Source organism: Pelomicrobium sp. G1 (genome assembly GCF_051905455.1).
Lineage (GTDB): Bacteria > Pseudomonadota > Gammaproteobacteria > Burkholderiales > UBA6910 > Pelomicrobium.
On sequence record NZ_JBQACR010000002.1, the window covers coordinates 282,466 to 307,399 of the forward strand.

21 protein-coding genes and 1 pseudogene are annotated in these 24,934 nt (G+C 67.4%); 10 read left to right on the forward strand and 12 right to left on the reverse strand.

Annotated features, from left to right (window positions below):
• The first annotated feature begins 70 nt into the window (after positions 1-70).
• The 10 genes and pseudogenes from ACTFO6_RS03475 (at position 71) to ACTFO6_RS03520 (ending at position 8,161) form a co-directional block, all read left to right on the forward strand.
• Positions 71-1,345: a hypothetical protein gene (locus tag ACTFO6_RS03475; protein WP_439933047.1), complete on the forward strand. Its 1,275-nt coding sequence runs from the start codon at positions 71-73 to the stop codon at positions 1,343-1,345.
• 577 nt (positions 1,346-1,922) lie between these two features.
• On the forward strand, positions 1,923-2,438 hold the full coding sequence (locus tag ACTFO6_RS03480) for a hypothetical protein (protein ID WP_439933048.1): 516 nt from the start codon (positions 1,923-1,925) through the stop codon (positions 2,436-2,438).
• Entirely contained in the window at positions 2,405-2,773 is a 369-nt protein-coding gene (locus ACTFO6_RS03485; RefSeq protein WP_439933049.1) for an HPr-rel-A system PqqD family peptide chaperone, read from the forward strand. The genes ACTFO6_RS03480 and ACTFO6_RS03485 overlap by 34 nt, the downstream gene beginning before the upstream one ends.
• Complete coding sequence (locus ACTFO6_RS03490) at positions 2,766-3,743, forward strand: HprK-related kinase A (protein WP_439933050.1); 978 nt, start codon at positions 2,766-2,768, stop codon at positions 3,741-3,743. Before ACTFO6_RS03485 ends, ACTFO6_RS03490 begins: the two co-directional genes overlap by 8 nt.
• Positions 3,744-3,886: 143 nt before the next feature.
• Positions 3,887-4,255 carry a DUF559 domain-containing protein gene (locus ACTFO6_RS03495; RefSeq protein WP_439933099.1) on the forward strand — a complete coding sequence of 123 codons (369 nt, stop codon included), beginning with the start codon at positions 3,887-3,889 and terminating at the stop codon, positions 4,253-4,255.
• Positions 4,215-4,334, forward strand: a pseudogene (locus tag ACTFO6_RS03500) (hypothetical protein); the annotation flags it as partial. The gene ACTFO6_RS03495 and the pseudogene ACTFO6_RS03500, both read left to right, overlap by 41 nt.
• A 24-nt stretch (positions 4,335-4,358) precedes the next feature.
• On the forward strand, positions 4,359-5,456 hold the full coding sequence (locus ACTFO6_RS03505) for a nucleotidyltransferase domain-containing protein (RefSeq protein ID WP_439933051.1): 1,098 nt from the start codon (positions 4,359-4,361) through the stop codon (positions 5,454-5,456).
• A complete protein-coding gene (locus ACTFO6_RS03510; protein ID WP_439933052.1) occupies positions 5,453-7,303 on the forward strand; it encodes an asparagine synthetase B family protein in 1,851 nt (616 codons plus the stop codon). The genes ACTFO6_RS03505 and ACTFO6_RS03510 overlap by 4 nt, the downstream gene beginning before the upstream one ends.
• A gap of 111 nt (positions 7,304-7,414) precedes the next feature.
• Complete coding sequence (locus ACTFO6_RS03515; RefSeq protein WP_439933053.1) at positions 7,415-7,678, forward strand: type II toxin-antitoxin system Phd/YefM family antitoxin; 264 nt, start codon at positions 7,415-7,417, stop codon at positions 7,676-7,678.
• Between the two features lie 57 nt (positions 7,679-7,735).
• The gene (locus ACTFO6_RS03520; RefSeq protein WP_439933054.1) at positions 7,736-8,161 is read left to right on the forward strand and encodes a type II toxin-antitoxin system VapC family toxin; all 426 of its coding nucleotides are present in this window, start codon (positions 7,736-7,738) and stop codon (positions 8,159-8,161) included.
• A gap of 127 nt (positions 8,162-8,288) precedes the next feature.
• On the opposite strand, the gene ACTFO6_RS03525 is transcribed toward ACTFO6_RS03520, so the two are convergent.
• From ACTFO6_RS03525 to xrtA, 12 genes are all read right to left on the reverse strand, one after another.
• The gene (locus ACTFO6_RS03525) at positions 8,289-9,068 is read right to left on the reverse strand and encodes a class I SAM-dependent methyltransferase (RefSeq protein ID WP_439933055.1); all 780 of its coding nucleotides are present in this window, start codon (positions 9,066-9,068) and stop codon (positions 8,289-8,291) included.
• Positions 9,040-10,368: a putative O-glycosylation ligase, exosortase A system-associated gene (locus ACTFO6_RS03530; RefSeq protein ID WP_439933056.1), complete on the reverse strand. Its 1,329-nt coding sequence runs from the start codon at positions 10,366-10,368 to the stop codon at positions 9,040-9,042. The genes ACTFO6_RS03525 and ACTFO6_RS03530 overlap by 29 nt, the downstream gene beginning before the upstream one ends.
• Positions 10,369-10,370: 2 nt before the next feature.
• A complete protein-coding gene (locus ACTFO6_RS03535; RefSeq protein WP_439933057.1) occupies positions 10,371-11,753 on the reverse strand; it encodes a phenylacetate--CoA ligase family protein in 1,383 nt (460 codons plus the stop codon).
• Positions 11,750-12,865 carry a glycosyltransferase family 4 protein gene (locus tag ACTFO6_RS03540; protein ID WP_439933058.1) on the reverse strand — a complete coding sequence of 372 codons (1,116 nt, stop codon included), beginning with the start codon at positions 12,863-12,865 and terminating at the stop codon, positions 11,750-11,752. The genes ACTFO6_RS03535 and ACTFO6_RS03540 overlap by 4 nt, the downstream gene beginning before the upstream one ends.
• 63 nt (positions 12,866-12,928) lie before the next feature.
• Entirely contained in the window at positions 12,929-13,942 is a 1,014-nt protein-coding gene (locus ACTFO6_RS03545) for a polysaccharide deacetylase family protein (RefSeq protein WP_439933059.1), read from the reverse strand.
• Entirely contained in the window at positions 13,933-15,249 is a 1,317-nt protein-coding gene (locus ACTFO6_RS03550; RefSeq protein WP_439933060.1) for a nucleotide sugar dehydrogenase, read from the reverse strand. The genes ACTFO6_RS03545 and ACTFO6_RS03550 overlap by 10 nt, the downstream gene beginning before the upstream one ends.
• Positions 15,246-16,472: a TIGR03087 family PEP-CTERM/XrtA system glycosyltransferase gene (locus ACTFO6_RS03555; RefSeq protein WP_439933061.1), complete on the reverse strand. Its 1,227-nt coding sequence runs from the start codon at positions 16,470-16,472 to the stop codon at positions 15,246-15,248. Before ACTFO6_RS03555 ends, ACTFO6_RS03550 begins: the two co-directional genes overlap by 4 nt.
• Before the next feature lie 271 nt (positions 16,473-16,743).
• Positions 16,744-18,663, reverse strand: coding sequence for an asparagine synthase (glutamine-hydrolyzing) (gene asnB, locus ACTFO6_RS03560; RefSeq protein WP_439933062.1), 1,920 nt, complete (start codon positions 18,661-18,663; stop codon positions 16,744-16,746).
• Positions 18,664-18,954: 291 nt separating this feature from the next.
• Complete coding sequence (locus tag ACTFO6_RS03565) at positions 18,955-20,193, reverse strand: TIGR04063 family PEP-CTERM/XrtA system glycosyltransferase (protein WP_439933100.1); 1,239 nt, start codon at positions 20,191-20,193, stop codon at positions 18,955-18,957.
• Between the two features lie 2 nt (positions 20,194-20,195).
• Positions 20,196-22,124 carry an XrtA/PEP-CTERM system amidotransferase gene (locus ACTFO6_RS03570; RefSeq protein ID WP_439933063.1) on the reverse strand — a complete coding sequence of 643 codons (1,929 nt, stop codon included), beginning with the start codon at positions 22,122-22,124 and terminating at the stop codon, positions 20,196-20,198.
• 3 nt (positions 22,125-22,127) lie between these two features.
• Complete coding sequence (locus tag ACTFO6_RS03575; RefSeq protein ID WP_439933064.1) at positions 22,128-23,327, reverse strand: TIGR03088 family PEP-CTERM/XrtA system glycosyltransferase; 1,200 nt, start codon at positions 23,325-23,327, stop codon at positions 22,128-22,130.
• Positions 23,324-24,934, reverse strand: coding sequence for an exosortase A (gene xrtA / locus ACTFO6_RS03580; protein WP_439933065.1), 1,611 nt, complete (start codon positions 24,932-24,934; stop codon positions 23,324-23,326). The genes ACTFO6_RS03575 and xrtA overlap by 4 nt, the downstream gene beginning before the upstream one ends.

A 24,934-nucleotide genomic window follows, 5' to 3' on the forward strand; every position in this document is an offset into this window, starting at 1 on the left:
GCACACAAAGTTCCTGCGAACCGTGGCCGTCCTCGTGGGGTGGAGCCTCGTGTCGCTCAGCGCGCCTTCGATGGCTGCCGAGTACACGGGGCGCCCGGACAATTATCTGGCCATTCTCGGGCGGCTCGCTCCCGGCGATACCCTCTGGCTCGCGCCGGGGACGTATCGCTACGGGCTTCCCATCCATCGGTTGAGCGGGACCGAAGAAGCGCCCATCGCGATCTCGGGGATCCCCGGCCGAGAGCGGCCAGTGTTCCTCGCCCGCCGGGGCGCCAATACCGTGAGCCTGGTCAACGCCGCTCACATCGTCGTCCGCAATCTGGTGCTGGACGGGCGGAGCCAGATCGCGGATGGAGTCAAGGCCGAAGGCCACGCGGCCTTCGCCCACCACATCACGCTGGAAAACCTCCTGATCATCAATCACGGGGTCGATCAGTCCATCGTGGGCATCTCCACCAAGTGCCCCACTTGGGGATGGGTGATCCGGGGCAACGTGATCCTGGGAGCCGGTACGGGACTCTATCTCGGCGATTCCGACGGCCGTGCCCCTTTCGTCTCCGGGTTGATCGAGCACAACGTGGTGCGCGACACGATCGGCTACAACCTGCAGATCAAGCACCAGATCGGGAGGCCGCAGCTTGCCGGGATGCCCATCGGGGATAGTGAGACCGTCATCCGCCACAACGTGTTCAGCAAGGCAAACAACGCTTCCACTGGCCCCAGGGCGCGCCCGAATCTCCTCGTGGGGCATTGGCCGCCCGAAGGCCCGGGGGTCAACGACCGGTACCTTATTTACGGCAACTTCTTCTACGACAATCCTTCCGGCGAACCCCTGTTCCAGGGCGAAGGCAATGTGGCCCTCTACAACAACGCTTTCGTGAACCCCTCGGGTTCGGCCATTCTCATCCAGCCTCACCGCGGCCTGCCGCGGGAAATCCACGTTTTCCACAACACCGTGGTCGCCCGGGACGCGGGCCTCGTCGTTCGCGGCGTAGCGCCGGGTCATGCGCCGGTGGTCGCCGGAAACGCTGTGTTCGCGGGGGAGCCTATTTTCGGTCTGGACGGGGAAGGAAACCTGGGTTTGCCCTACGCCGAAGCGGCGCAGTATTTACGGGCGCCTTTCGCCGCTCCCCCGCATCTGGACGTGTCGCCCCTGGGTGCATTGCGGCTCTCTTCGGACACGCTGCCCGAGCGGCTCCGGCGCTTGCCGGAAGCGACCATGGACTACGACGGGCTGCCCCGAAAAGCGGGGACAGTGGGGGCGTTCGCTTACCGGCCCGAAGGCAGGCCCCTTGCCCTGGAGGGCGGTCCGGGCGGGTCTCCCCGCCGGACGGCGGGCCCGTGAGCCCTAGGCCCACCCCCAAATTCGCCGCCCCTGCCCAGGTGGTATCGGGCGTTCCACATTGGCGCGCGTCCCATCATGGCACTGGGGGACCGCAATTCGATTCTCTCTCCTTCGAGAGGCGGCTGGGGGTTCGGGGAGGGCCGCTCCGCGTCTGCACACACATAGAACCCATCCCCCTCCTAGCCTCCCCCTTGAAGGGGCAGGAGGACATGGGCATGCCGGGCCGTGGGCGGGTTAGGGGAGGGGATGGGGTTCCCTCCCCTTCAAGGGGAGGGTTAGGGAGGGGATGGGTTTTCATGATCACCGCCCAAACCATTCCATTCCTGATTCTTTCCTTGAAGGGCGGCGCGGAAATAGCCAGTGAATGGTTGACGAGTTGTGGACTATGGGCATTAAGGGGGCCGTAAAGGGAGATCGGGATGTCAAAAAACTTAACATTCCGGTCATCCAAAAACCCGCCCGGTCCGTCAGGATTGGCTATACTTGGGCTTGTTCAAGGTGTTGGCGTCTACCCGGGGTACCCGGTACACAATTTGCTAGTCACTAGAGGTTAGAGCCAAGCGCCTTTCCCGGGATTATGGATCACGAACCGATCGAAAAAGGCCGTCGCGGCCTCCTGAAAGGGATAGTCGCCGCGCCGCTGGTGTTGACGGTGCGCCCGGCCTCGGCCGTCGCCGTGGGCAGCGCTGCCGCGTGCGTGGAAAACGATGCACTTAAGGCGACGAGTTACGGCACCAAGCCCGCCGAGATATCGGCTGTGGATGCAGACGAGTGGATGCGGGTCAGACTCTACGTCTATCACCTCTACAAAAACCCGCACAAAAAGATTCCCGGCCTTTACTTCATCGGCACCGACAACACCCGGTTCTGGCGGCTGGTGAACCAGGGCAGCGGCAAGTTTGGCGCCGAACTCACGGAGTACACGGTTTTCAACGTCCATCGCTTCGAGAAGGCCCCCGGAAACTACTACGCCCTTTCTTACGTGGACGGTGAGGGAACCGACATCCGGCAAGTGGGCTACGCGTGGGAGCCTAACGGGGGAACGCCGATCACCACTTCTTGCTGGACCTCGGTTTCTCCGATCAAGGTCTGAAGCCCCTTCCGGGCGTGGGCGCCAGGCGGGACGGCACCCCCATCGCTTCCGGCTCGTCTCGGCGCTGGGCATTGCGCGCTTCCGAGGGATTGCGCATCTTCCGCGAGGGGGGCGAAGCTTTGGTGTTCAATCCTCTGTCCTGGCAGACCCATTACCTCAACGAGACCGCGCTGCGCGTCCTGGACGCCTTGACCTCCGGGCCTCGGCCCCTGGAGGATCTGGTGGCCGCGGCCCTCGAGGGTTCCGCTCCCGCCGACGCCCATTGGCGATCCCAGGTCTTGCTCCTCCTGGAGGAGCTGGAGCGCATGGGGCTCGTCGTCCGCGCCGATGAATGAAACCGTCGCGGGCCTGCCCCACGAGGCCATCGCCACCCGCTTGCGCTCCGCCGGCCTGGCGCTGGATTTCGGCCTGGTGCGGGCGCGGGTGCGCTCCGACGTACCCGCCCTCCCCGATCTGCTGAAGCGGCTCTACGGGGCTTTCCCGGCGCTGCCTTCCGAAGGCTTCTTCGACTTGACCGTAGGGCTCTATCGGCAGCGGGGCTTGAGGCGGGTGGTGCGTCCCCAGGTGGTGTTCCAGGTGGACGGATCGGTCCCCTTCCAGCCGTTTCCCGCCGATACCCATTTGCCCTTGCTGGAGTGGGGCATGAACTGGTGCATCGCCCAGCGCTGCCACCGCTATCTGCTGCTCCATGCGGGCGTGGTGGAGCGGGAAGGCCGGGCGGTGGTGCTTCCGGCCCATCCGGGCTCCGGGAAAAGCACCTTGACCGCGGGGCTCGCCTGCCGGGGCTACCGCCTGCTCTCTGATGAGTTCGGCGTCGTGGATCTCGAGTCCGGGCGGCTGTTGCCCCTGCTGCGCCCTGTTGCGCTCAAAAACGAGTCCATCGGCGTGATCCGGCGCTTCGCCTCCCAAGCCGTGCTGGGGCCGGAATTCCCCAAGACCCGCAAGGGAACCGTGGCCCATCTGGCGCCCTCGCCCGAGAGCGTCGAGCGACGACACGTCCCCGCGCAACCCTTTCTGATCGTCTTTCCCAAGTACGCACCGGGCTCCCCCGTGGCGGTGGAGCGCGTCCCCGCTCCCCGCGCCTTCGTCAAGCTCTCGGGCAACGCATTCAACTACGAAACCCTGGGCCCCGCCGCCTTCGACGCGGTGGCCCGGCTTACTCGGGCGTGCGAAGCGTATCGGCTCCAGTACGGCGATCTGGAGCAGGCCGTCCGCGCCGTGGACCGGCTGACGGACCGAGCGCCCCGGGCGGGGGAACAAGAGGGCACTTTCGAGAAGCGAGCGGACGTTACCGGACATGGCTGACGAAAAGAAATCGGAAAGAGGGGATGTCGCAAGGCGCTGCTCTGGACCGCGCGTACCCCACCCCCTCCCAACCTCCCTCTTGAAAGGGGGAGGATGACATCGGCATGCCTGCTTTCCTTTTGAAAGGCGAGCATCTCGGGGGGATGCTGGCCCGTGGGCGGGGGTGGGGATGGAGCTCCCTCCCCTTCAAGGGGGCGGAGCGGGGGTTTTGCAGAGCACTGCTCTCTCGCCCACGGAGCCGGTCCGGCCTGCCTGCCGGGCCGTGGACGGGCCGGGGTGGGGATGGAGCTCCCTCCCCTTCAAGGGGAGGGTTGGGGTGGGGATGGGTTTTCATCCTCACCGCCGAAACCCATCCCGATATCGTGGATTTCGTCTGCTTTCAAGCCCGGCTGATAATCGAGGTCGATGGCGGGCAACACCCAGGGTTGCGCATCGGATCGGATACGCGACGCCTAGCGGGAAGAGCGCGGCTATCGGCTCTTGCGTTTTTGGGATTCACAAGTTTTGACTGAGTCGACGGCGGTATTGGAGAAAATCCTCGCCTCTTTTCCCCCTCTCCCCCGCCTCTCTCCCTCGGGGAGAGAGGGGTGATAGCCCATCTGAGGACCCTAGTCGATGCCCCTGCCTCCGCCGATCGCCTCCCTTGTAACTTTGCTCGCTCGTCCCGAGTCGGCACTGCGCTTGGATCTCGTCGCCTGGGACGGGGTGGTGCGGGTCGGGCGCACCGCCCGGCTGCTTGCTGCTCTGCGTGCGCGGCTGGAGAGGGCCGGAATGCTGGAAGCGCTGCCGGCGCCGGTGCGAAATCACCTGGATTCGGAAGCGGCGCTGGCCCGGTTCCAACGCCAGGCCGTGTTGTGGACCCTCGCCCGTGTCGAGGCCGCCCTGGAAGGCATCGAGGTTCCTCAGGTGCTCCTCAAGGGGGCCGCGTACCTGGTCCAGGGTTTGCCCTGCGCACAAGGGCGGCTGGTGGGGGACGTGGACCTGCTGGTCCCCCGGGATGCGCTGGCCGAAGTGGAAGCCCGGCTGCGGGAAGCGGGCTGGCAGTCCAAGCCCCTGGACGCCCACGACGAGCGCTATTACCGGCAATGGACCCACGAACTGCCGCCCCTGCGGCATCCTGAGCACGCCCTGGAGCTGGACGTGCATCACACGATTCTGCCGCCCCTGGGAAAGCTGCGGCCGCCGCCCGAGCGCCTGCTGGACGCGGCCCGCCCGGTCCCAGGAAGCCGATGGCGGGTGCTGGCCCCCGCGGATCAGGTGCTCCACGCCGCCGCCCACTTGTTCCACGATTCCGATTGCAGCAACCGCTTGCGGGACCTGGCGGATCTGGATAGCCTGTTGCGCGGCTTCGGGGTCGAGCCCGGGTTTTGGGAGGCGCTGCAGGAACGCGCCCAAGTGTTGGGACTGGGCCGCCCCCTCTGGTACGGGCTCCATTTCGCCGGCCGGTTCTTCGGCACGCCGGTGCCCCGGCAGTTGGCTTCGCAGGTCCAGGGCGCCGTGCCGCCCGCGCCGGTCAAGTGGCTCGTGGAGCCGCTGATCGCCTCCGTGCTACCACCCCCCGATCCGGACCGCCTCCCTGGCCCGGGGCGCCGCTTGGCTCGGCGGGTCTTGCTCGCCCGCGCCACCTGGCTCAAGCTGCCCTTGGGGCTGCTGGTGCAGCACATGTTCGTCAAGGCGCGGCGATCAGCCGCCGAAACTGCAAACGCACCATGAGGGAAGCCTTGATTTACGGTTGGGTGGATTTTTCTGGCGTGCGGCCGGGAGGCGCGCCCCGGGTCGATCAACGCCCCCAGGGAGGGCCGGCCCAACGCTGGACGGCGCCAGGCCTGGAAGTGGTGGTGGACCCCCTGGCCGCCGACGTGGCGGTCCAGGACACTGCCATGGCTTTGACCTGGGGGCGGCCTCGGTTCGAAGCCGAGGCTGGTGGAGGGGCGGCGGACCTATCCCCGGCGCGATGCTGGCTGCGCCTGTACCGGCGCCACGGCGCCGCCGTGGCGCCGATGGTCAAGGGCCCGTACGCGGTGGCGATCCTGGATTTCGCCCAGGGCCGCGGCGTGCTGGCCGTGGACCGGTTCGCCCGCGAGAGCCTGTGCTACGCCCGGGAGGGAACGCGGCTCGCTTTTTCGAACCGCGCCGACCGGGTGCCCCTCGTCCGGGCCCCGGAGCTGGATCCCCAGGCGCTATTCGATTACCTCTACTTCCACATGATCCCGGCGCCCCGGACGGTGTTTCGGGGCGTCTCCCGCCTGCCGGCGGGGCATGCGTTGGAGGCGAACCGGGACGGCGTGCGCGTGCAGCGCCACTGGGTGCCGCGCTTCGAAGAAGAGCGGCCGGCGCCGCTCCGATCCCTGGCGGAAGAGTTCCGGCGGCTGGTGCGGGAGGCGGTGGCCCGGGAAGCCGATGGGGCGGCGGTCGGGTGTTTCTTGAGCGGCGGCACCGACAGCTCCACCGTGACCGGTATGTTGCAGGAGGTGACGGGGCGCCCGGCCCGGAGTTTTTCCATCGGCTTCGACGCCGCGGGCTACGACGAGATGGCCTACGCCCGCATCGCCGTCCGCCACTTCGGCGCCGAGCACTACGAGCACTACCTCACGCCCGAGGAGCTGGTGGAAGGCATTCCCCGGGTGGCGGCCCATTACGACCAGCCCTTCGGCAACTCTTCGGTGCTGCCCGCCTATCGCTGCGCCCAGCTGGCGGCGTCCGCGGGCGTGGAGAAGCTGCTGGCGGGCGACGGCGGCGACGAGCTGTTCGGCGGCAATGCCCGGTACGCCACGCAGAAGCTCTTCGCGCTCTACGAAGCGATTCCGGCGCCGGTGCGCCGCCGCCTCGTCGAGCCGCTACTCGCCGACTCGACGGCCTTCGCTCGGCTTCCCCTCGTGCGCAAAGCCGCAGCCTACGTGCGCCACGCGCGGCTACCCATGCCCGACCGGCTGGAAACGTACAACCTGCTGACGCGGCTGGGGGCCGAGCACCTGCTCGCGGCGGATTTCCTGGCCTCGGTCGATCAAGCGGCGCCCCTCGCGCAGCAGAGGGCGGTCTATGGCGCCTCCAGCGCCCGCGCCCTGGTGAACCGCATGCTGGAGTACGACTGGAAATACACCCTGGCGGACAACGACCTGCCCAAGGTGCTGGGGGCGACGGCGCTCGCTGGCGTGCAGGCGGCCTTTCCGTTCCTCGCGGAAGAGCTCGTGGATTTTTCCCTGCGCCTGCCGCCACGCCTCAAGGTGCGGGGTTTGAGGCTCCGCTACTTTTTCAAGGAGGCGCTGCGCGGCTTCCTGCCGGAAGCCATCCTGCGCAAGAAGAAGCACGGCTTCGGGCTTCCCTTCGGCGTGTGGGTGCTGCGACATCCGGGCCTTCGGGAACTGGCTTTTGCCAGCCTCGATGCTCTGGGCGAGCGCGGCATGGTGCGGAAAACGTTTTTACGGGAGCTGATCCAATCCCATCTTCCACAGCATCCCGGGTACTATGGGGAAATGGTGTGGATCCTCATGATGCTGGAGCAATGGCTCCAGGCCCGGGAGCGGCAGGCGCGCGCCGAGCGACCGGCGGCCATCGCCTGAGCTTGAGACAAGAAGCAAGGGCGCGCTTCGGCGCGCCCCTGAAGGCCGGCTTGAACCTTTAGAGCGACCTGACTAGAATAGTGACTAGTTCATTTCCGACCGACGCGAACCATGTCCACATGGCCGGTGCAGGATGCCAAGGCGCGCTTCAGCGAGCTGCTGCGTGCGAGCTTGGTTGAAGGTCCGCAGTTCGTCACTCTGCGTGGCAAGGAGGCGGCCGTGCTGGTGCCCGTCAAAGAATGGCGTCGCCTATGCGAGCAGGCTCGGCCCCGGCTCAAGGCGCTCTTGCTCACGCCCGGCGCGCCTCGGAATCTGGAGGTTCCAGCAAGGGGGCGCCGCCGCCGTCGAGCGCTGAAGCTTGCAAAAAATCCGTAGCAGGGGAAGGCGGTCGCCGTTCTCCGAGGCGTGACGGAACTCTTATGAGCTCACGGCATGTACTTGCTTGATACCAACATCGTCTCGGAGCTCCGCAAACGCAATCCGCATCGCGCCGTGCTGTCTTGGCTCAAAGCCGTGCCGGAGACCGCGTTGTATCTTTCGGCGGTGACGCTCGGCGAGATCCAAGCAGGTATCGAAATCACCCGTGAGCAAGATGCCGCGAAGGCCGGCGAGATAGAAATCTGGCTTGAACAGCTCGCGCAGTCGTCCCAGATATTACCGGCGGACGCGGCCGTCTTCCGTCGTTGGGCGAAACTGATGCATCGCCGCCCCGACCATCACCTGGAGAACGCGCTGATCGCCGCCACCGCGCTCATCCACGGTCTTACGGTCGTCACGCGCAACACGCGCGACTTCAAACCCTTTTCCGTCCCCCTGCTCAATCCTTTCGTTGCCGGAAAAGATAAAAGCCCTTCTTGAGCGTCGCACGGTCGCTGTTGGAACGGGCGGTACCGTAGTAATCGTAGGGTGATGCGCTTCAGCGCACCGCTGCCCGGTTTCGAATGCACCGACACCCGGCGGTGCGCATCGCCGCGCTTGGCGCGCTTTATTTCGTCGGCTTCTCCGCCCTCATCAGGAAGGCGTGGCTCACGGCCAGCCCCAGCGGCGGAATCCAGCGCAGAAGGAGCCGGACGGCCGGATGCTCCATGACGGCCTGCCAGCGCTGCCACCGCACCGGCAGAATGGGCATCCAGTAAAGACGCACGTTTTCGAATCCGGCCTCCCGGATCACCCGCCGCAGGGCCCAGGGCGACTCGTAGCGCAGGTGCATGGGCTTGCCTCGCGCCCAGCGCTTGAGCCGAACCCACAGGTTCGCTAGGCACCAGCCGTTCAAGGCGTCGATCCACACCGCGCCGCCGGGGCGCACCGCCCGGGCGAGCTCGCGTACCGCCGGCGCCGAGGCAGAGAGGGCCTGCAGCACACCTAAGCACAGGACGCCGTCGAATCGAGCTGCACGGAATGGAAGCCGCTGCACGTCGGAGACCACCCAGGCGCAGTCCGCGCCGTCGCTTCGCTCGCGGGCTTTGCGGAGGGTAGGGGGAGAGTAATCCACCGCCACGACTTGGGCGCCTGCGCGGGCGAGGAGCCGGGAATAGGTGCCGGCACCGCACCCGGCGTCGAGCCACAGGGATTCGGGCGTCAAGCCTTCCCAGAAGGCGAGGAAATGGCGCAGCCGCGCTTCCAGCCCGCTCGCGCTCCAACCGGCGATCCCCGCGTCGTCGTCGCGCAGCTCGGCGAACTCCTGGAAGCGCCGGCGCCAGACGGTCTCGAACGGGGCCGGTCCTCGCGGCGGTCGGCTAGGCGTTTCTGGCGTCGTTGGATGCATTCGATGGTGGGACAGGGACGGACGGCGGCCACGCTCGAGGGGCCGGTTCGGTTGCCGGTACCACTTCCCGGGATACCACCATATGGGTGAGCGCCAACATCGCCGCCAGCAGGTAGGGGTAATCCCAGTAGGCGAGGCCCAGGAACGATCCGCCCACGAAATAACCCACCAAGCTCACTTGGATCATGGCCGCCAGATCGCCGGCCCAGCGCAGATCGTCGCGATCCTTGGATGCTTGGATGATCTTGGAAGCCGTTCTCCAGACAAACCACCAAAAAAGCATAAATAGACTCAGCCCGACGTAGCCATGCTCTCCAAGCACGCCGAACCAGATGCTGTGGGAATCGTGAAAACGCTCCGGCTCTGGAGCCCAGCGCTCGAAGGCGCTGGGCTTGAAGGCCTGGAAACCGCCGCCGGTGATGGGCCGGTCCTGGGCGAGATTCAAGGCGAAGGCCCAGGCGTTGAGCCGTCCGAGAGCCGAGGAATCCTCCTGGTAAGTGGCGATGGTGCCCATGCGCTCGAACCACCGCTCCGGCATCACGCTCAGGCCGAGGAGCAGGACCGGCGGCAGTAGGAGCAGGAGGAGCGCTTTCCTGCGGCTCTTGAGCCAGAGGAAAAACACCATGGCGATGATGGCGAGAAGCCCGCCCCGGGAATAGGAGCCGATGACCGCGATAGCGCATAGGCCCAGGGCGCCGTACAGACCCCAACGCAGCCACCGCTGCTCGGTCTGCTGGGCCATGTAGTAGAGGAGCGGCGCCACCATGGTGATGGCCAGCGCAATTTCGGTATTGCCCGAGATGTAGCTGCCGTAAGGGCCCAACACCATGCCCGCGCCACCGGTACGCAGCGTGAAAAGACCGCCCTTGACTCCATAGAAGGCGATGGAAAGCGCCACGACCCGCACGAGCCACAGGATGCGCTCCTTGTCCTGCATGACGAAAAGCGTCAGCAAAACCCCGAGCTGGACCTTGATGAACTTCTTCAATTGATCCACCGCGGAGTCGGGGTACAAAGCGAAAATGGTCGTGATACACACCCACACAATGAAGGCGATGAGCGTCATCGTCAACGCCGATACCGGAAAGCGCTTCTTCTCGGGAGAGAGCAGGAACGCGATGCCGGTGGTGAGCCCCACCACCTGGGCGAAGGGAAGATCCCGGGCGAAGCTCCAGGTGGAGCGGTGGGGGTTCATGAGCCCGATCCAGTGCCACAGGAGCATCCCGATCCATGGGCGCTTGAACACGAAGACAAGCGCCCCGAAGATGAATCCCGTGAGAACGATGTCGCGCAGGGGCATGATTAAGGCGCTGACTTCTCGGGTTCGAAAACCGGTTCTCGGATTTTGTTGACTACGTAACGGTACTTGCCCGTGGGCTCGGGGGCGATCGCTTCCACTTCCTCGATCTCCACCGTCACCCGATCCCCCAGATGGTGGCGGAACGCGGCGAGCATGCGCTCCCGCGTCCGCACCCTATCGTAGCTCCGCCTCACCACCAATTGCAGGCGCACGAGATCCAGCGCTTCCTGAACGATCTTGAATTGCTCGACGCCAGGCAACTCCCGAAGCAGTATCGAAAAGGCCGTGCCGTGGACGCGCTGGCCGCTCAAGCCCAGCAGGAGATCGTTGCTGCGGCCTTGCACTTCTTGAAGAAGGGGCAGCCCGCGCCCGCAGGGGCAGGGACGGTCGGACAGCACCGCCACGTCGCCGTTTTTGTAGCGAACGAAGGGAAACTCGTGGGAAAACAAGTGGGTCACCACCACTTCCCCCGGCTTCCCCGGCGGCACAGGGCGGCCGCGCGAATCCACCGTCTCCACGATCACGTCCTCCGCCGTGAGGTGGAGCCCCCCGGCCGGGCACTCGTGGGCGAGGAATCCGGCGTCGCGCCCGCCGTAACCGTCCGCTACCCGGCAGCCGAACACCCGCGCGATCCGCTCCCGCTGGTGGGGATAAAGCCGCTCGGCGGTGCAGAAGGCGACGGCGATGCCCAGATCGTCCAGCCGGATGTCTTTGTGCTCGGCGTGCTGGGCGATCAGGGTGAGGGCCGAAGGATAGCCGAACAGCATCTTGGGCCGGTAGGCGCGGATGTCGGCCACGATGGCATCGAGTTTTTCCGGGGTGAGCGCCGTTGCGGGGACAAGCCGGCTGCGCAGAAGCCGGTCGCGCAACCGCCGCAGGCGGTCCTGCGCTGATAGCTCGATGGGGGAGCTCCAGAGCACTATTTCCCGGTCGCCCACGTCTACGCCCCACCAGCGGGTGGCGCGCCACTTGGCCGCCACGTCATGGGTGATGCGCGCTCGACCGATGTAGAAGCGCAACGGATCCCCGGTGGATCCTGTGGTGGAATAGAGCTTCACGTTACGCGCATTTTCCGCCAGCAGGTCGTCGAAATTGGACCGGATCTCGGCCTTGGTGAGGACCGGTAACGCCGCCAGATCCGAGATGGACCTGATCCCGGCCGGATCGAACCCCGCCTCGACGAAGCGCTGCCGGTAGTAGCGCGTGTGGCTCGCCGCGTGCATGAGAAGTGCGCGCAGGCGCTCTACCCGTAGCCGGTCCAGCGCCTCCGGGGCTAACCACTGGCTACGCTCCAGGGAGCGCAGAACCTGCCGAGTGTCGTGCCCCTTCAAGCGCTCGTGGAGCGGGAAGAGGACCGCCGAGCAGAAGGCCGTGTATAGGCTCATGTGCTAGTTCCTACCGGAAGGCGGCAGCCGGAAAGCCGCCCGTATTCGGCGAGCCACAAGCCGCGGATCGCCTCCCAGCGGTAGCGCCGCGCTTCTTCCAACCCGGCCCGAGCCAGCCGGGCGGCAAGCTCGGCGTCGACCAACACCCGCACCAGGGCGTCGGCCATGGCTTGTGCGTCGCCCGGCTTCACCAGCAAGGCGGTGCGCTCGTGCTCGGCGATGTAGGGGATGCCGCCTGCGTCGGTGGACACGACCGGCACTCCGCTCGCGAAGGCTTCCAGGATCGAGATGGGCATGTTGTCCACCCGGCTGGGATTGAGCATGACGTCCGCGGATTGGTAGAGGAAGGGCATGTGTTCATTAGCCACTCGGCCAGCGAAGGTCACGGCTTCCTGGATGCCCAACGCCCGCGCCAGGGCCTGCAGCCGCTCCAGTTCGGGCCCCGTGCCCGCCACCGTGAGGCGCGCCTCCGGGATACGGGCGCGTACCCGGGCGAAGGCCGCCAGGGCGGAGGCGATGTCGTAGATGGGCTCCAGGTTGCGGGCGACCACGATGTGTTTGCCCGCAACCTCGGGGCGGCGGGCTGCCGGGCGAAACCGCTCCAGGTCCACGATGTTGGGGATCACCGTGGCCTGGAATCCGAACCGCTCGAACACGGCTTTCAGGAACCCGGAGGGGGTAACCAGGGCATCCGCCCGGGCGAGCGCGGCGCGACCGAGCCGTCCGGCGCCGGAAAAGAAGGTCTCGGCACCCCCGCCCCGGTAGTTCACGATCACCGCAATACCCTTGAGTTTCGCTACCCACACGGCGGGGCAGGCGTGCAGATACCAGGCCCAGCCCGAGTTGGCCATGACGTGAAAGAGACTGACCCGTCCCGCGGCGCGCCAGAGTTGTACCAGATACGGCAGGAGGCGGAACAGGGCCCGCAACCCGCGGATGCGGCCGATCCAGGCGGGGCGAGGCTCGGCATTGGTACGGATCACCTCCACCTCCAAGCCCTCCCGTTCCAGCAGCCCGGCGAGCTGCCGGGTCTGGTTGGCCATGCCCCCGAAGGGAGGCGGCAGGGGCCCCACCAGGCCGATCCTCAAGGCGCGTGGCGCTACGGGATTCATGATGTGGGGAACGGGAAAAGTTCGGCTGTCTGCAAGCGATCATTCGTCATGGAAATGGGACGCTTAGTGGCACAGCGCGGGCCGCCGCAACAGGTTTCGCGCCAGGCGCAGGCCGTACCGGATACGGGTCCGGTCCCAGGGTGTGAACCGGGGGATCTGGAACGGATCGCAGCCGGTCCCGGCGGCCCCCCACGCGGTGGAAAAGGCGGCGGCGAATCCCAGCTCCCGCACCATTGCCACGTGCTCGGGAGCATAATCCCGCCCGGGCCTGCCGTTGGGATAGGCGAAAAGCCGTACCGGCTCTCTCAACAGCTCTTCCAGGCGGCTCGCCCCTTCCACGATCTCTTCCCGCGCTTCCTGCGCGCCGACTTTGGCGAGGATCGGATGGTGGACCGTATGGGCCCCGATCCCCATGCCCGCCCGCCGCAGCGCCCTCAACTGGTCGCTGGTGAGCATCAGGTCCCGGGGGAGCCGCGCCCCCGTCCGCTCCACCAGGGCCGCCAGCTTTTCCGCCCGGGCTTCCAGGGGAAGGTACTTGAGGGCCCCGATCAAGGCGGCGATGGCTGCCCGCTTCTCCTCGACGCTGCCCAACGGGTGCACCCCCAGGTCTAGGTCGTCCAGCGCGAGGGGGTTTGCCCGAGATTGCCGCACCGCTTCGATCACCTGATCGTTCCACATGATCCCGCCGTCGAGGAAGCCGGTGGCGATGAAAAATGTGGCGGGGAGCCCGAGCCGCTGCAGAACGGGCAGCGCCACCGTCAGGTTGTCGGCGTAGCCGTCGTCGAAAGTGATACATAACGCCCTGGGTGGCAGTTGCCCGGTATGGAGCAGGGCCACCGCTTCCTCCAGGGGCAGGGGTTCGAACCAGTGCCGGACCCACCGCATCTGCTGTTCGAACGCTTGAGCATCTGGCTCGCCGGGAAAGAGGGGGTCGGGGCTCGTACGCACCCGGTGGAAGATGAGCACCGTGAGGCGCCCCCGGGCGCCGCCGGGAGACAGGCATTGCAGCAGAGCGCGCAGCGGCACGTCCAGCCCGCCGCGCTCTTGGCGGCCCAAGAGAGTGCGGCTTACCAGCATAACCCGAGGACCGTTCCCTTGAGTGGTAGCTTGCGCAGTGCCCCGGTCAGATCCAGCACGAGCTGATCCTCTTGCACGTGCCGCGCCAGGGCCTCCGCGAGCCTGTCGTAGGCCGCGCCCACCACCAACACCTCGGAATCGGCCACCACCGCCTCCAGGCTCGAGCGCAGGAGGGAGCCGATGTGGGGCAGGTGCTCCTCGATGAAGCGGCGGTTGGCGCCCAGCAGGCGCGAGAGCTGCACCTCCGGGTCGTAGACTTGCAACGACAGCCCCTTGCCGATCAAGTGCTCGGCGAGCAGCACCAGGGGGCTTTCCCGCAGGTCGTCGGTGCCCGCCTTGAACGAGAGCCCGATCAAACCCGCGCGTCGCTTGCCCGAGGCCATGATCTTGGCTATGGCGTGGTCGATGTGGGTCCGGTTGGACGGCAGGATCCCGCCCAGCATGGGCAGCTCCACGTCCCGCATCTTGGCCATGTGCAGGGTCGCTCGCAGGTCCTTGGGCAGGCAGGAGCCGCCGAAGGCGAAGCCCGGCTTGAGGTAGGCCCGGGAGATATTGAGCTGGGTGTCCCGGCACACCAGGTCCATCACTTCGAACGGGTCCACCCCGAGAGCCTCGCACAGCCGCGCCGTTTCGTTGGCGAAGGTGATCTTCAAGGCGTGGAAGTTGTTGCAGGAGTACTTGACCATCTCGGCGGCGCGAATGGAGGTGGCGTGGAACTCGCAGGGCAGGTGGCCGAACAGCGCCTTGAGCCGCTCCACCGGATAGGGGTGGGAGGCGCCCACGATGGTGAAGGGGGGGTGGTCGTAGTCGGCGATGGAGGAGCCCTCCCGCAGGAACTCCGGCTGGAAGCATATGTGGAAACCGTCCCCATCGCGTTTTCCCGACTGGCCTTCGAGCAAGGGTCGCAGCACTTCTTCCACCGTGCCGGGCACCAGGGTGGAGCGGTAGACGAAGACGTGGGGCGTGTTCTTCTCCCGCAGCGCCACGCCCAGGGATTTCGTCAAGCGCAGGATGGCCGACTGGTCCTGGCTGCCGTTGGGCGCGGAGGGGGTGCCCACACAGATCAAGGAAAGGTCGCTCTCCAGCACCGCCTCCCGGGCGTCGTCGGTCACCCGAACCCGACCCGAGGCCGCCACCGCCTCCATGAGCTCCACCATGCCTTCCTCCACCACCGGTGTCTTGCCGCGGCGGATCAGGTCCAGCTTGGCGGCGTCGATGTCCACGCCGATCACTCGGTGGCCGTCCCGGGCCAAGCAGGCGAGGGACACCGCGCCCACGTAACCGAGGCCAAAGATGCTGATGTTCACGACTGGGCTACCTCCTGCAAGGGAAGATCGCGGGCGCGGTACGTGGCCAGGCAACGGGCGATGGCCTGGTCCAGCCGTCGCATGGACATGGGCCAGGCGTGGTGGGAGAGCATGCGGGCGCGCCCGTTTTCCGCCAGCCGCTCCCGTTCCCGAGAGTCGTCCAGGATGCGCAGGATCGCGTCCTCGTATTCCTCCGGGGTGGAGGCGACCAGAAAATGCTCCCCAGGCTCCGCGTCCACACCCCCGGCCGCCACGCGGCTCGCCACCACCGGCACGCCCATGGCCATGGCCTCCAGGATCTTGTTCTGGGTACCCCGGGCAATGTTGAGGGGCGCCACCATGAGGGCGGAACGGTGCACGTAGGGCCGCACGTCGTCCACGCTGCCGGTCACCGTGACCCCGGGGATCGATCCCAGGCGCCGCACCCGCCGGGAAGGGTCGGCCCCCACGATGAAGAGCTTCAATCCCGGCCGGCGGGCCTTGAGTCGCGGCCATACCCGCTCACAGAAACTGAACATGCATTCCTGATTCGGGTAGTAGTCCATGCGCCCAACGAAGCAGAGCATGTCACGATCGTAAGGCTCTCGGGCGGGAGTGAAAAATTCCGTGTCCACCCCATTGGGGAACCAGTCGGTGGCCACCGGCACGCCGTAGCCCACCAGGGTTTCCCACTCGGCCCGGGTGGTGGCGGTGCACAGGTCGAACTTGCTCGCGAGGCGCTTCTCCGCCCGCATGAGTTTTACCCCTTCCAGCCAGTAGCCCAGGGACAGGGGGAAGGGCTTGTAGCAGGCGTACTCCAGCCACTTCTGGGAGTCCATGTCGCCGAAGTCCAGGATCTTGGGGATGCCCTGGACGTCCTCCACGTACTGCGCCACCGACGAGCAGTGCACGAAGATGAGATCGAAGCTTTCCCGCGCGAGCAGGCGCCGGATGCGCCGGGCGAGCTCCGGCGAGTAGAAGAAGCCCATGGACGAGGGCGCCCGGGTGGGCAGGCGCGCCACCATGCGCACCACCTGCACCGGATTGTGGACCTGCACCATTTCGAAGTGGGCGCACACCGAACCGAGGCCTTGCCCTTCCCGGGCTTCCGCTTCGGAGCGGGCGAGGGAGGCCACCGTGACCCGGTGCTGGCGGCTCAAGTGCCGGATCATGTTGAACGGCCGGATCTTCCCGCCCCGCTTGGGCGGATAGGGGAAGCGATGGCAGAGGTAGAGAATGTTCATGCCAAGACCTTTTCGCTACCCTGCCACCCGGGGTCTATCCCTGTTTGTCCAGTACAACGCAAGGTGGGTAGACTTTTCGTTTTCCGACGAGTTCTTTCCCCGTCAAGGGGGCGAAGCGGGGGTTTCGCGGGGCACTGCTCTGCGCCTGCGGAGCCGGCCCGGCCTGCCTGCCGGGCCGTGGACGGGCCGGGGTGGGGATGGGCCCCCTCCCCTTCAAGGGGAGGGCCGGGGTGGGGATGGGTTTCGATCGCCGTCACCACGATAGTGGCCATCACACGAATTCCTTCAACTCCGCCGTCACATCCTCCGGCGTGCGCTGGTCCAGGTAAATGCGACCCCAGATCTCCAGATTGAGAAGCGCCAGCAACAGGTCCGTGTAGTCCTCCCGGTTCGCCGCGTGATCGGCCACGATCCGGCGCAGCACCGGGTAATTGAGGAGACCCCGGCGCGCCACCGCCTCCTCGGATAGCACGCTCTCCAGCAGCCCCGCCAGGGATCCTTTCAGCCAGGCCCCCATGGGGGTGCCGAAGCCGCGCTTGCCGCGCTGGAGCACGTCCAGGGGCAGCAGGTCGGAAAGGGCGATCTTCATCAGACGCTTGAGTTCACCCTTGCGCACCTTGATCGCCTCGGGCATGCGGGCGGCGAGCTCCACCAGCTCGTGGTCGAGGAGCGGCACCCGGCATTCCAGGGAGGTGGCCATGCTCATCTTGTCGGTGAGCAGCAGCAGGTCGTCGGGGAGCTGGGTCTCGGCGTCCACCACCAGCATGCGGTTCAGACTGTCGTCGCTCGAAGCGGCGGCGAAGGCCCGGTCGAGGGCATCGTCCCCATCGAAGCTCATGCCGGAGAGCTCAGCGAGCATCTCGGGCGCGGCGATTTGTACGTAGGAACGGTAGCGCTCTTCGAAGGTAAGCTCGGCGCTGGCGAGGAAGCGCTTAGCAAGCCGCATAGCGTTCAAGGCGCCCGAGTGCCGGTCGCTGGGAAGCACGCGGCCGGCCCGCACCGCGGAGCGACGCAGCCACCCGGGCAGGCGCTCGAAGCGGGCGGCGAAGTGGTTGCCCAGGTAGCGGCGATAGCCGCCGAAGAGCTCGTCGCCCCCCACACCGGAGAGGATTACGGTGACTTCCCGCCGGGCGAATTCCGACACCAGGTAGGTGGTGAGGAAGGCGCTGTCGGCGATGGGCTCGTCCATGTGCCACAAGAGCCGCGGCAGGAGGGCCGCCACGTCGGGCTTGACCAGGATCTCGTGGTGGTCGGTGCCGAAGAGGCGCGCCACCCGCTGGGCGTGGGGCAGTTCGTTGTAATAGTCGTCGGCGGCGCTGCCCTCGAAACCGATGGAATAGGTCTTGACCGGGGCGTCGGCCGCGCGGCTCATGTAGCCCACCACGGCGCTCGAGTCGAGACCGCCGGAGAGAAAAGCGCCGATGGGCACATCGCTCACCATCTGCATGCGCACCGACCGCTCCATCTGCTCGCGCACCGCGGCGACCCACTCGGCCTCCGACATTTCCCGGTCGATCTCCTCGGGGATGCGCCAGTAGCGGCGCTCTTCCAGGCGGCCGTTCTCGGCCACCAGCAACGTGGCGGGCGGGAGCTTGCGGATGCCCTCGAACAGGCAGTGGGGCGCGGGCACGTAACCCCATTGCAGGTATTCCGCCAGGGCGGAGCGATCGACGCGGGGGGAAAAGCCCGGAGCCGCCAGGATGGACTTGGCTTCCGAGGCGAACGCGAGCCGCCGCCCGTTCAGCGCGTAGTAGAGGGGCTTGATGCCTAGGCGATCGCGCCCGATCAGGAGCCGCCGCCGCGGCGCGTCCCACAGGGCGAAGCCGAACATGCCGTTCAGGTGCTGGAGGAAATCGTCCCCGTATTCCGCGTAGGCGTGGAGGATCACCTCGCTGTCGGAGCCGGTGAGGAAGCGGTGGCCCCGGGCGGAGAGGGCTTGCCGCAGCTCCCGGAAGTTGTAGATCTCTCCGTTGCATACCAGCCAGAGGGTGCGGTCCCGGTTGGCGAGGGGCTGGTGGCCGCCGGCGAGATCGATGATGGACAGGCGCCGCATGCCGATGGCGCAGGGGCCGTCGTGGTGCAGGCCTTCGTCGTCCGGCCCACGATGGACGATCACCCGGCCCATGGGGGAGACCTGCCCCGGGTCGGCGGGGGAGTCGTCCAGATGGAGCACGCCGTAAATGCCGCACATGGCCCGACCTAATTCCTTGTCTTTTCAGCCGCCAATAAAGTTTTGTAGGGTGCGTGGAGCGAAGCGAAACGCACCGCCGCGGCGAGGTCGATACCTCCGGGCGGTGCGCTGAAGCGCACCCTACGGCTACTGGATCGCCCTCTCCCCTGTCCCCTCTCCACACGGGAGAGGGGGGCCGAGAGGCGCGCTCTCTTCTTCCTACCAGTCATATTCGGTGAAATAAGGCCTTGTCTTATTCGTGAACATTCGTGTCCATTTGTGGCTGAATAGCGATTTCCGGGTCTGACCCATTCACCGTCCGGCGATAACGGGAATCTTGGCGTCCCGCTTCGCTAGCACCCGTTCGTACACGGCCGCGTATCGCGCTACGCTGCGGGCCCAGGTGCGCTCTTCCTCCACGAACTTTCGTCCCGCCCGCTTGAGCGTCTCCCATCGTTGAGGTTCTTCCAGCAACCGCTCGATGGCCTGGGCCAGGGCTCCCACGTCGCCCGCGGGGAAGAGGATGCCTGTGCGCCCGTCCTGGATCAGCTCGCGGTGGCCCCCCACGTCGGAGGCCACCACCAGCTTCCCCTGGGCCAGGGCTTCCAGGGGTTTCAACGGCGTCACCAGCTCGGTCAACCGTATGGAGCGCCGGGGATAAACCAGGATGTCGACGAGATCGTAGTAGCGGCTGACTTCCGCATGGGGCACGCGCCCGGCGAAGATCACCCGGCCCATGAGGCCCAACGCCTGCGCTTGGCGCTTGAGCGCTTCTTCCTGAAAGCCGCCGCCCACCAGCAGGAGCTTGAGGGCCCCGTGGCGCGGCGCGAGCAGGGCCATGGCGTCGATCAGGAGATCCAAGCCCTCGTAGGCGTAGAAGGAACCGGCGAAGCCGAGCACTGTTGCGCCCTCCAGCCCCAGGGCGGCGGCCAGGGCTGGGTCCCGGGGCCGCCCGGCGCCGAACTGGGCCGGATTCACTCCGTTGGGGATCACGGTGATTCTCTCCTCCGGGATGCCCCGGGCGGCGATGTCCCGCCGCAACCCTTCGCACAGGGTGGTAACGTGGTCGGCCCGGCGCAGGGCGAAGGTCTCCAGGGCCCGGGACAGCCGGTAGCGCGCGCTCCCTTCGGTGGTGGTGCCGTGATCCACGGCGGCATCTTCCCATGACGCCCGCATCTCATAGACCACGGGGACGCCGCGGCGGCGCCCCACCCACAAAGCGGGAAGCGCGTTGAGCACGGGCGAGTGGGCGTGCAGCACGTCGGGCGCAAGCCGCGCCGTGAGGGCGTCCAGCCGCCGGGCCGTGGCCAGCATGCAGGCAAAGGGTTCAAGGAGGGTTCCCCTGGCCCAGAAACGGTTGCTTACCGGGGTACGGTAGAAGTGCCAGCCGTCCACCTGCTCCTCGTCCGCCGCGCAGGGGCCTTGCTTGGGGGAGGTCAGGTGAAAGGTCTTCCAGCCCAGGGCTTGGGCTTCCCGCAGGATCGCCAGGGTGCGAAAGGCGTACCCGCTGTGCAGGGGGGCCGAATGGTCCAGGAGGTGGAGGACGCGCAGGCTCATGCCGCCACGGTCTCCCGCCGCTGGGCGGTTTCCTGGCCCAGGGTATGGCGCAGGAATGCCTCGAACATGAGCAGCGTCCACAGGGGCGCGCTGTGGTCCGACCGTCCGGATTCGTGGGCCTCTACCAGTTGGCGCAGGAACGCGGGGTTGAACAGGCCGGTTTGCGCCAGGGCGTCGCCCAGGAGCGCCCGGCGCACCCTTTCCCGCAAGGGGCCGCGGAACCAGCGGGCGAGGGGCACGGCGAAGCCCATCTTGGGCCGGTAGAGGATTTCCTGCGGCAGCTTCGGCTCCATTGCCTTCTTGAGCAGGAACTTGCCTTCGCCGCCGCGCACCTTGAAGGTGGAGGGCAGGGTCGCGAGCCACTCCACCAGGGGATGGTCCATCAGGGGCTCGCGCACCTCCAGGGAATGGGCCATGCTGGCTCGGTCCACCTTGGTGTTGATGTCGCCCACGAGATAGGTCTTCAGATCCAGGTACTGTACCAGGGCGAGGGGGTCCTCCCGGTTGGCGCGGCGGGCGTGGCGCTCGAACACCTCGAAGGCGTTGTAGCCGCCGAGCTCGGCGCGGAACGCGGGGCTGTAAAGCTCGCGCCGCATGGAATCGCGCAGGATCGACACGCCCTGGAAGTACGCCTCCACCGAGCTTCTTGCGAGAGCCTCGAAGGTGCTCTTCGCCCGCAGGAACCGGGGCGCCCAGTCAGCTTTCGGATAGACGCGCCCGAGGAGCCCGAAGACGGACCGCCGTAGGGCAAGCGGCAGGGACGCCCTCAGCTTTTCTTCCCTCATGTGGAGCCGGTAGCGCCGGTAGCCGCCGAAGCTCTCGTCGCCGCCGTCCCCCGACAGGGCTACGGTCACGTGGCGGCGGGCGAGCTGGCATACCCGGTAGGTGGGGATCGCCGAGCTGTCGGCGTAGGGTTCGTCGTAGACGCGGGCGAGCTCGTCCAGGAGATCGAAATCGTCCACGTCCACCGGGTGGACGAAGTGCTCGGTGCCCAGCCGCTCCGCCACCAGCGCCGCGTAGCGGGACTCGTCGAAGGCCGGATCGGAAAAGGCGATGGAGCAGGTGCGTACCGGCTCCTGGGCGACCGCTGCCATGGTGGCCACCACCGCGCTGGAATCCACGCCGCCGGAGAGGAAGGCCCCCAGGGGCACCTCGGCGATCAGGCGCAACCGCACCGACTCCTCCAGCCGCGCCAGCAGCTCGGCCCGGGCGTCGGCCTCCGGGATGGGGTTGTCCAGGGTGAAGGCGACATCCCAATACTCCCGGGGTGCCGGAAGCGCTTCCCCGCGGCGCACGGTGAGGGTGTGGCCCGGGGGCAGCTTCAGCGCCTGCTTGAAGATGGTGCGCGGCTCCGGGACGTACCCGAGGGCGAAATACTCCTCCACGGCGCAAGGATCCAGGGTCCGGCTCAACCCCCCGTGGGCTAGCAGGCTCTTGAGTTCCGAGCCGACCAGCAGCAGCCCGTCGGGCAGGAGCGCGTAATGCAAGGGTTTCACTCCGAGCCGGTCCCGGGCGAGGAACAGGGTCTCCCGATTGCGATCCCAGAGGGCGAAGGCGAACATGCCCCGCAGCCGCTCCACGCAGGCCTCGCCCCAGGCCTCCCAGGCATGAACGATGACTTCGGTGTCGCTGCGGGTGCGGAACGCATGCCCCAGGCGCGTGAGTTCGGGGATGAGGGACTGGTAGTTGTAGATCTCGCCGTTGAACACCACGGCGACGCTCCCGTCTTCGTTGAACAGGGGTTGCTGGCCGGTGGCGAGGTCGATGATGGAAAGCCGCCGGTGGCCTAGGGCGAGGCCCGGCTCCAGGTGCACGGCCCCTTCGTCGGGACCCCGGTGGCGCTGGACCTCGTTCATGCGCGCCACCGCCTCCCGGGGGATGTCCCGGCGCCCCCGTGTGTCGAAGATGGCCACCAGCCCGCACATGGGTCACCGCCCCGGGGTGGGGCTCGCGGTGGCCGCGCCCCGTTCGCCGCGCCGCGCCGAAGCCAAGGCCTCGTAGACCTCCTGGTAGCGGGCCACCATCTGGGCCAGGCTGAACTGCCGCACCACCCGGCTGCGCCCGGCGGTGCCGTGGCGCCGGGCCACCTCCGGGTGATGGAAGTAGTCCAGAATCCGGGACGCCAGGGCCTCGGGGTCTGCGGGCGGGACGAGCCGCCCGGTCATGCCGTCGGCCACCAGCTCCCCGTTGCCGCCCACCCGGGTGGCGATCACCGGCAGCCCCGAGGCCATTGCCTCCAGGATGGTGTTGGAGATGCCCTCCGCCAGGGAGGGCAGGGCGAAGCAATGGAAGCCCCGCAGGAGCTCCGCCACGTCGGAGCGCTCCCCTGGCATCCACGCGAGATGGGCGACGCCCGCCTCCTCCAGGATCCGCCGGGTGGCCTCCCGCAGGGGGCCGTCGCCGACGAGGGCAAGCCGCAGCCGCTCGCGCGCGCCCGGGCTGCGCTCCAGGGCCCGCACGAAAGCCCGGGCCAGGGTGGGCTGGTCCTTGACCGTCTCCAAGCGGCCCACCGTGCCCACCACCCAGAGCCCGGGATCGTGGAAGGGATAGCCCTCGATCAACACCGGCGCCTCCTTGGCTGGACGGAAGCGCTCCGTGTCCACCCCGTTGTAGATCTGCAGGACCCGCTCCTTACCGATGCCCACGGCATCGGTGAGATAGCGCTCCAGATGCTGGGACAGGGCGATGTAGCGATGGACGAAGGGCGAGAACAACTGGCGCATGCGCCGGTAGCGGCCGTTGGTTCCGTCCAGATCCTGGGCGCCCCAGCCGTGCTCGCCGTGGATCCGGGCGGGCACCCCGGCGGCCCAGGCGGGAACCACGGCCTCCAGGGCGGCCAGGTTGCGGGTGTGGACGATGGCGGGCTTGAGCTCGCGAAAGAGCCGGTAGAGCCGGGGGTAGAGGCGCAAGGCATGGCCGGGGCTCTTTTGCAGGGCCACGAAGACCACGTCCTTGCGGGCGACGCGGCGGCGGAACTCCTCGGAAACGTCGGTCAGGGACACGACGCCGTGGCGAAACGCCTCTTCGGGCATGCGGTTGATGAGGTTCACCACCCCGTTTTCCAGCCCGCCCACGGCGAAGCGGTACACCACGTGCAGGATCAGAGGACGTTCGGCCCGGGCACTCATGGGCGGCCTCCTCCGGCGGCGCGCTCGAGCAGGTCGTCGATGGCGGGGGCCATGTCGGCGACGAACCGCTTGAGGGTTCGTTCGGCCGCTTCCCGGTCGTCTTCGACCGGGGTATAGACCACCACCAGGGCGGAATCGTCCCCCCGTCCCTGGAGCTTCAGCCAGGCTAGGTAGAGCTTGGCCAGGTGATCGACGGCAGTAAGCCGGCCATCGACCCAGTACCACTGGTAGACGAGGAACCGCTGGCCGGGGCCCGCCAGCAAGGCGGATTTCGCCTGGAGCGGCTCCCCTTTCCAGGCGAGTCGGGCCGTCCCGCCGCTCACCTGCCGCCAGCTCTGGTCGCTGGTCTTGACTAGGGCGTTCAACGAGCTCACCAGCTCGGCGCCCTGGCGCTGATCCCGGTAGTAGGCGAGGTAGAGCCCGACGGCAGCGCCGTCCCGCTGGAATGCGGCGTTGAGCTCGGCCCGGGGTGACTCGAACGCCGGCTTCCAGGGAGTGAAAGGTGCAGCGGGCTGCCAAGGCCCGGCGAGATCGCTCGCCGCCAGCGCGGGCGGCGGGGCGTTGCGGGGCGCGTCCAGGGCCGCCAGGGCCGCCGGCCACAGGCTCCCGATGGAGAGGGCGAAGGCGGCGGCGATGAGCAGCGACCCCGTGGCGGTGGACGCCCCCGCTGGTCCAGCGGGCGCCGCGGCAGGGGGGGCTTGCTCCGGCGGGTCGCGCCAGAAGTAGCCGATCCAGAAGGTCAGGGTTATCACCACGCCGAAAAACAGCCATCCGTAGATCAGATGGTCCACCCCGGCCGCCAGCTTGTTGCCGGAGAGATGGCCGATCATGACGATCAGATAGGCCCGCAGCCAGTTGGCGACCACCGGCACCGCCAGGGAGACGGCGACGAAGGCCAGCCGTTTCAGGGGCTTGCGGTAGACCAGGTAGGCGTAGAGGCAGCCCACCATGAAGCTGGCGATGAGGTAGCGTACCCCGCTGCAGGCCTCCACCACCGACCAGGCGCCGGTGGGAATGAGGAAGAAGTTGCCTTCCCGGTATACCGGGACGCCGGATGCGCGCAGGGCGGCGATGGTGACGTCGGCGGTCACGTTCATCATGGCCGGCACGAGAAACTCCCCCGCCGGCACGGCGAAGAGCAGAAAGGCGAGGGGGAAGACGATGCGCCGGGCGATCCCCAGGCCCAGGACCGCGACGAGGGCGGCCTGGAGCATGAGCACCAGGGCGAAATGGGTGACCCCGATCACGCTGGCCAGCTCTCCTAGGAGCCAGCCGAATCCCGCCAGCGCCACGCCCGCCAGGGCGGGGTAGAAGGGCCGCGGCACCTGTCCCGTCAGCCGGTGCCGGTCGCGCCACACGAGCCACAGGGCAATGGGCGCCACCAGGAAGCCGTGGGCGAAGGTCTCCGAGCGGTACCAGATGGACACCAGGTCGCGAAGCGTGTCGAAGTAAAGCAGCAGCAGTCCGACCATCACTGCGGCGGCCACCAGGACGGCGATCCCGCTCGTTCCGAAAGGCCAGGGGAAGCCCTGCCCGAAAAGCCCGGAACGCCCCGTCCCGGGAGGCGGGTCCGGCGCGGCGACGAAGGGGTCGGTTTCTACTTTCAT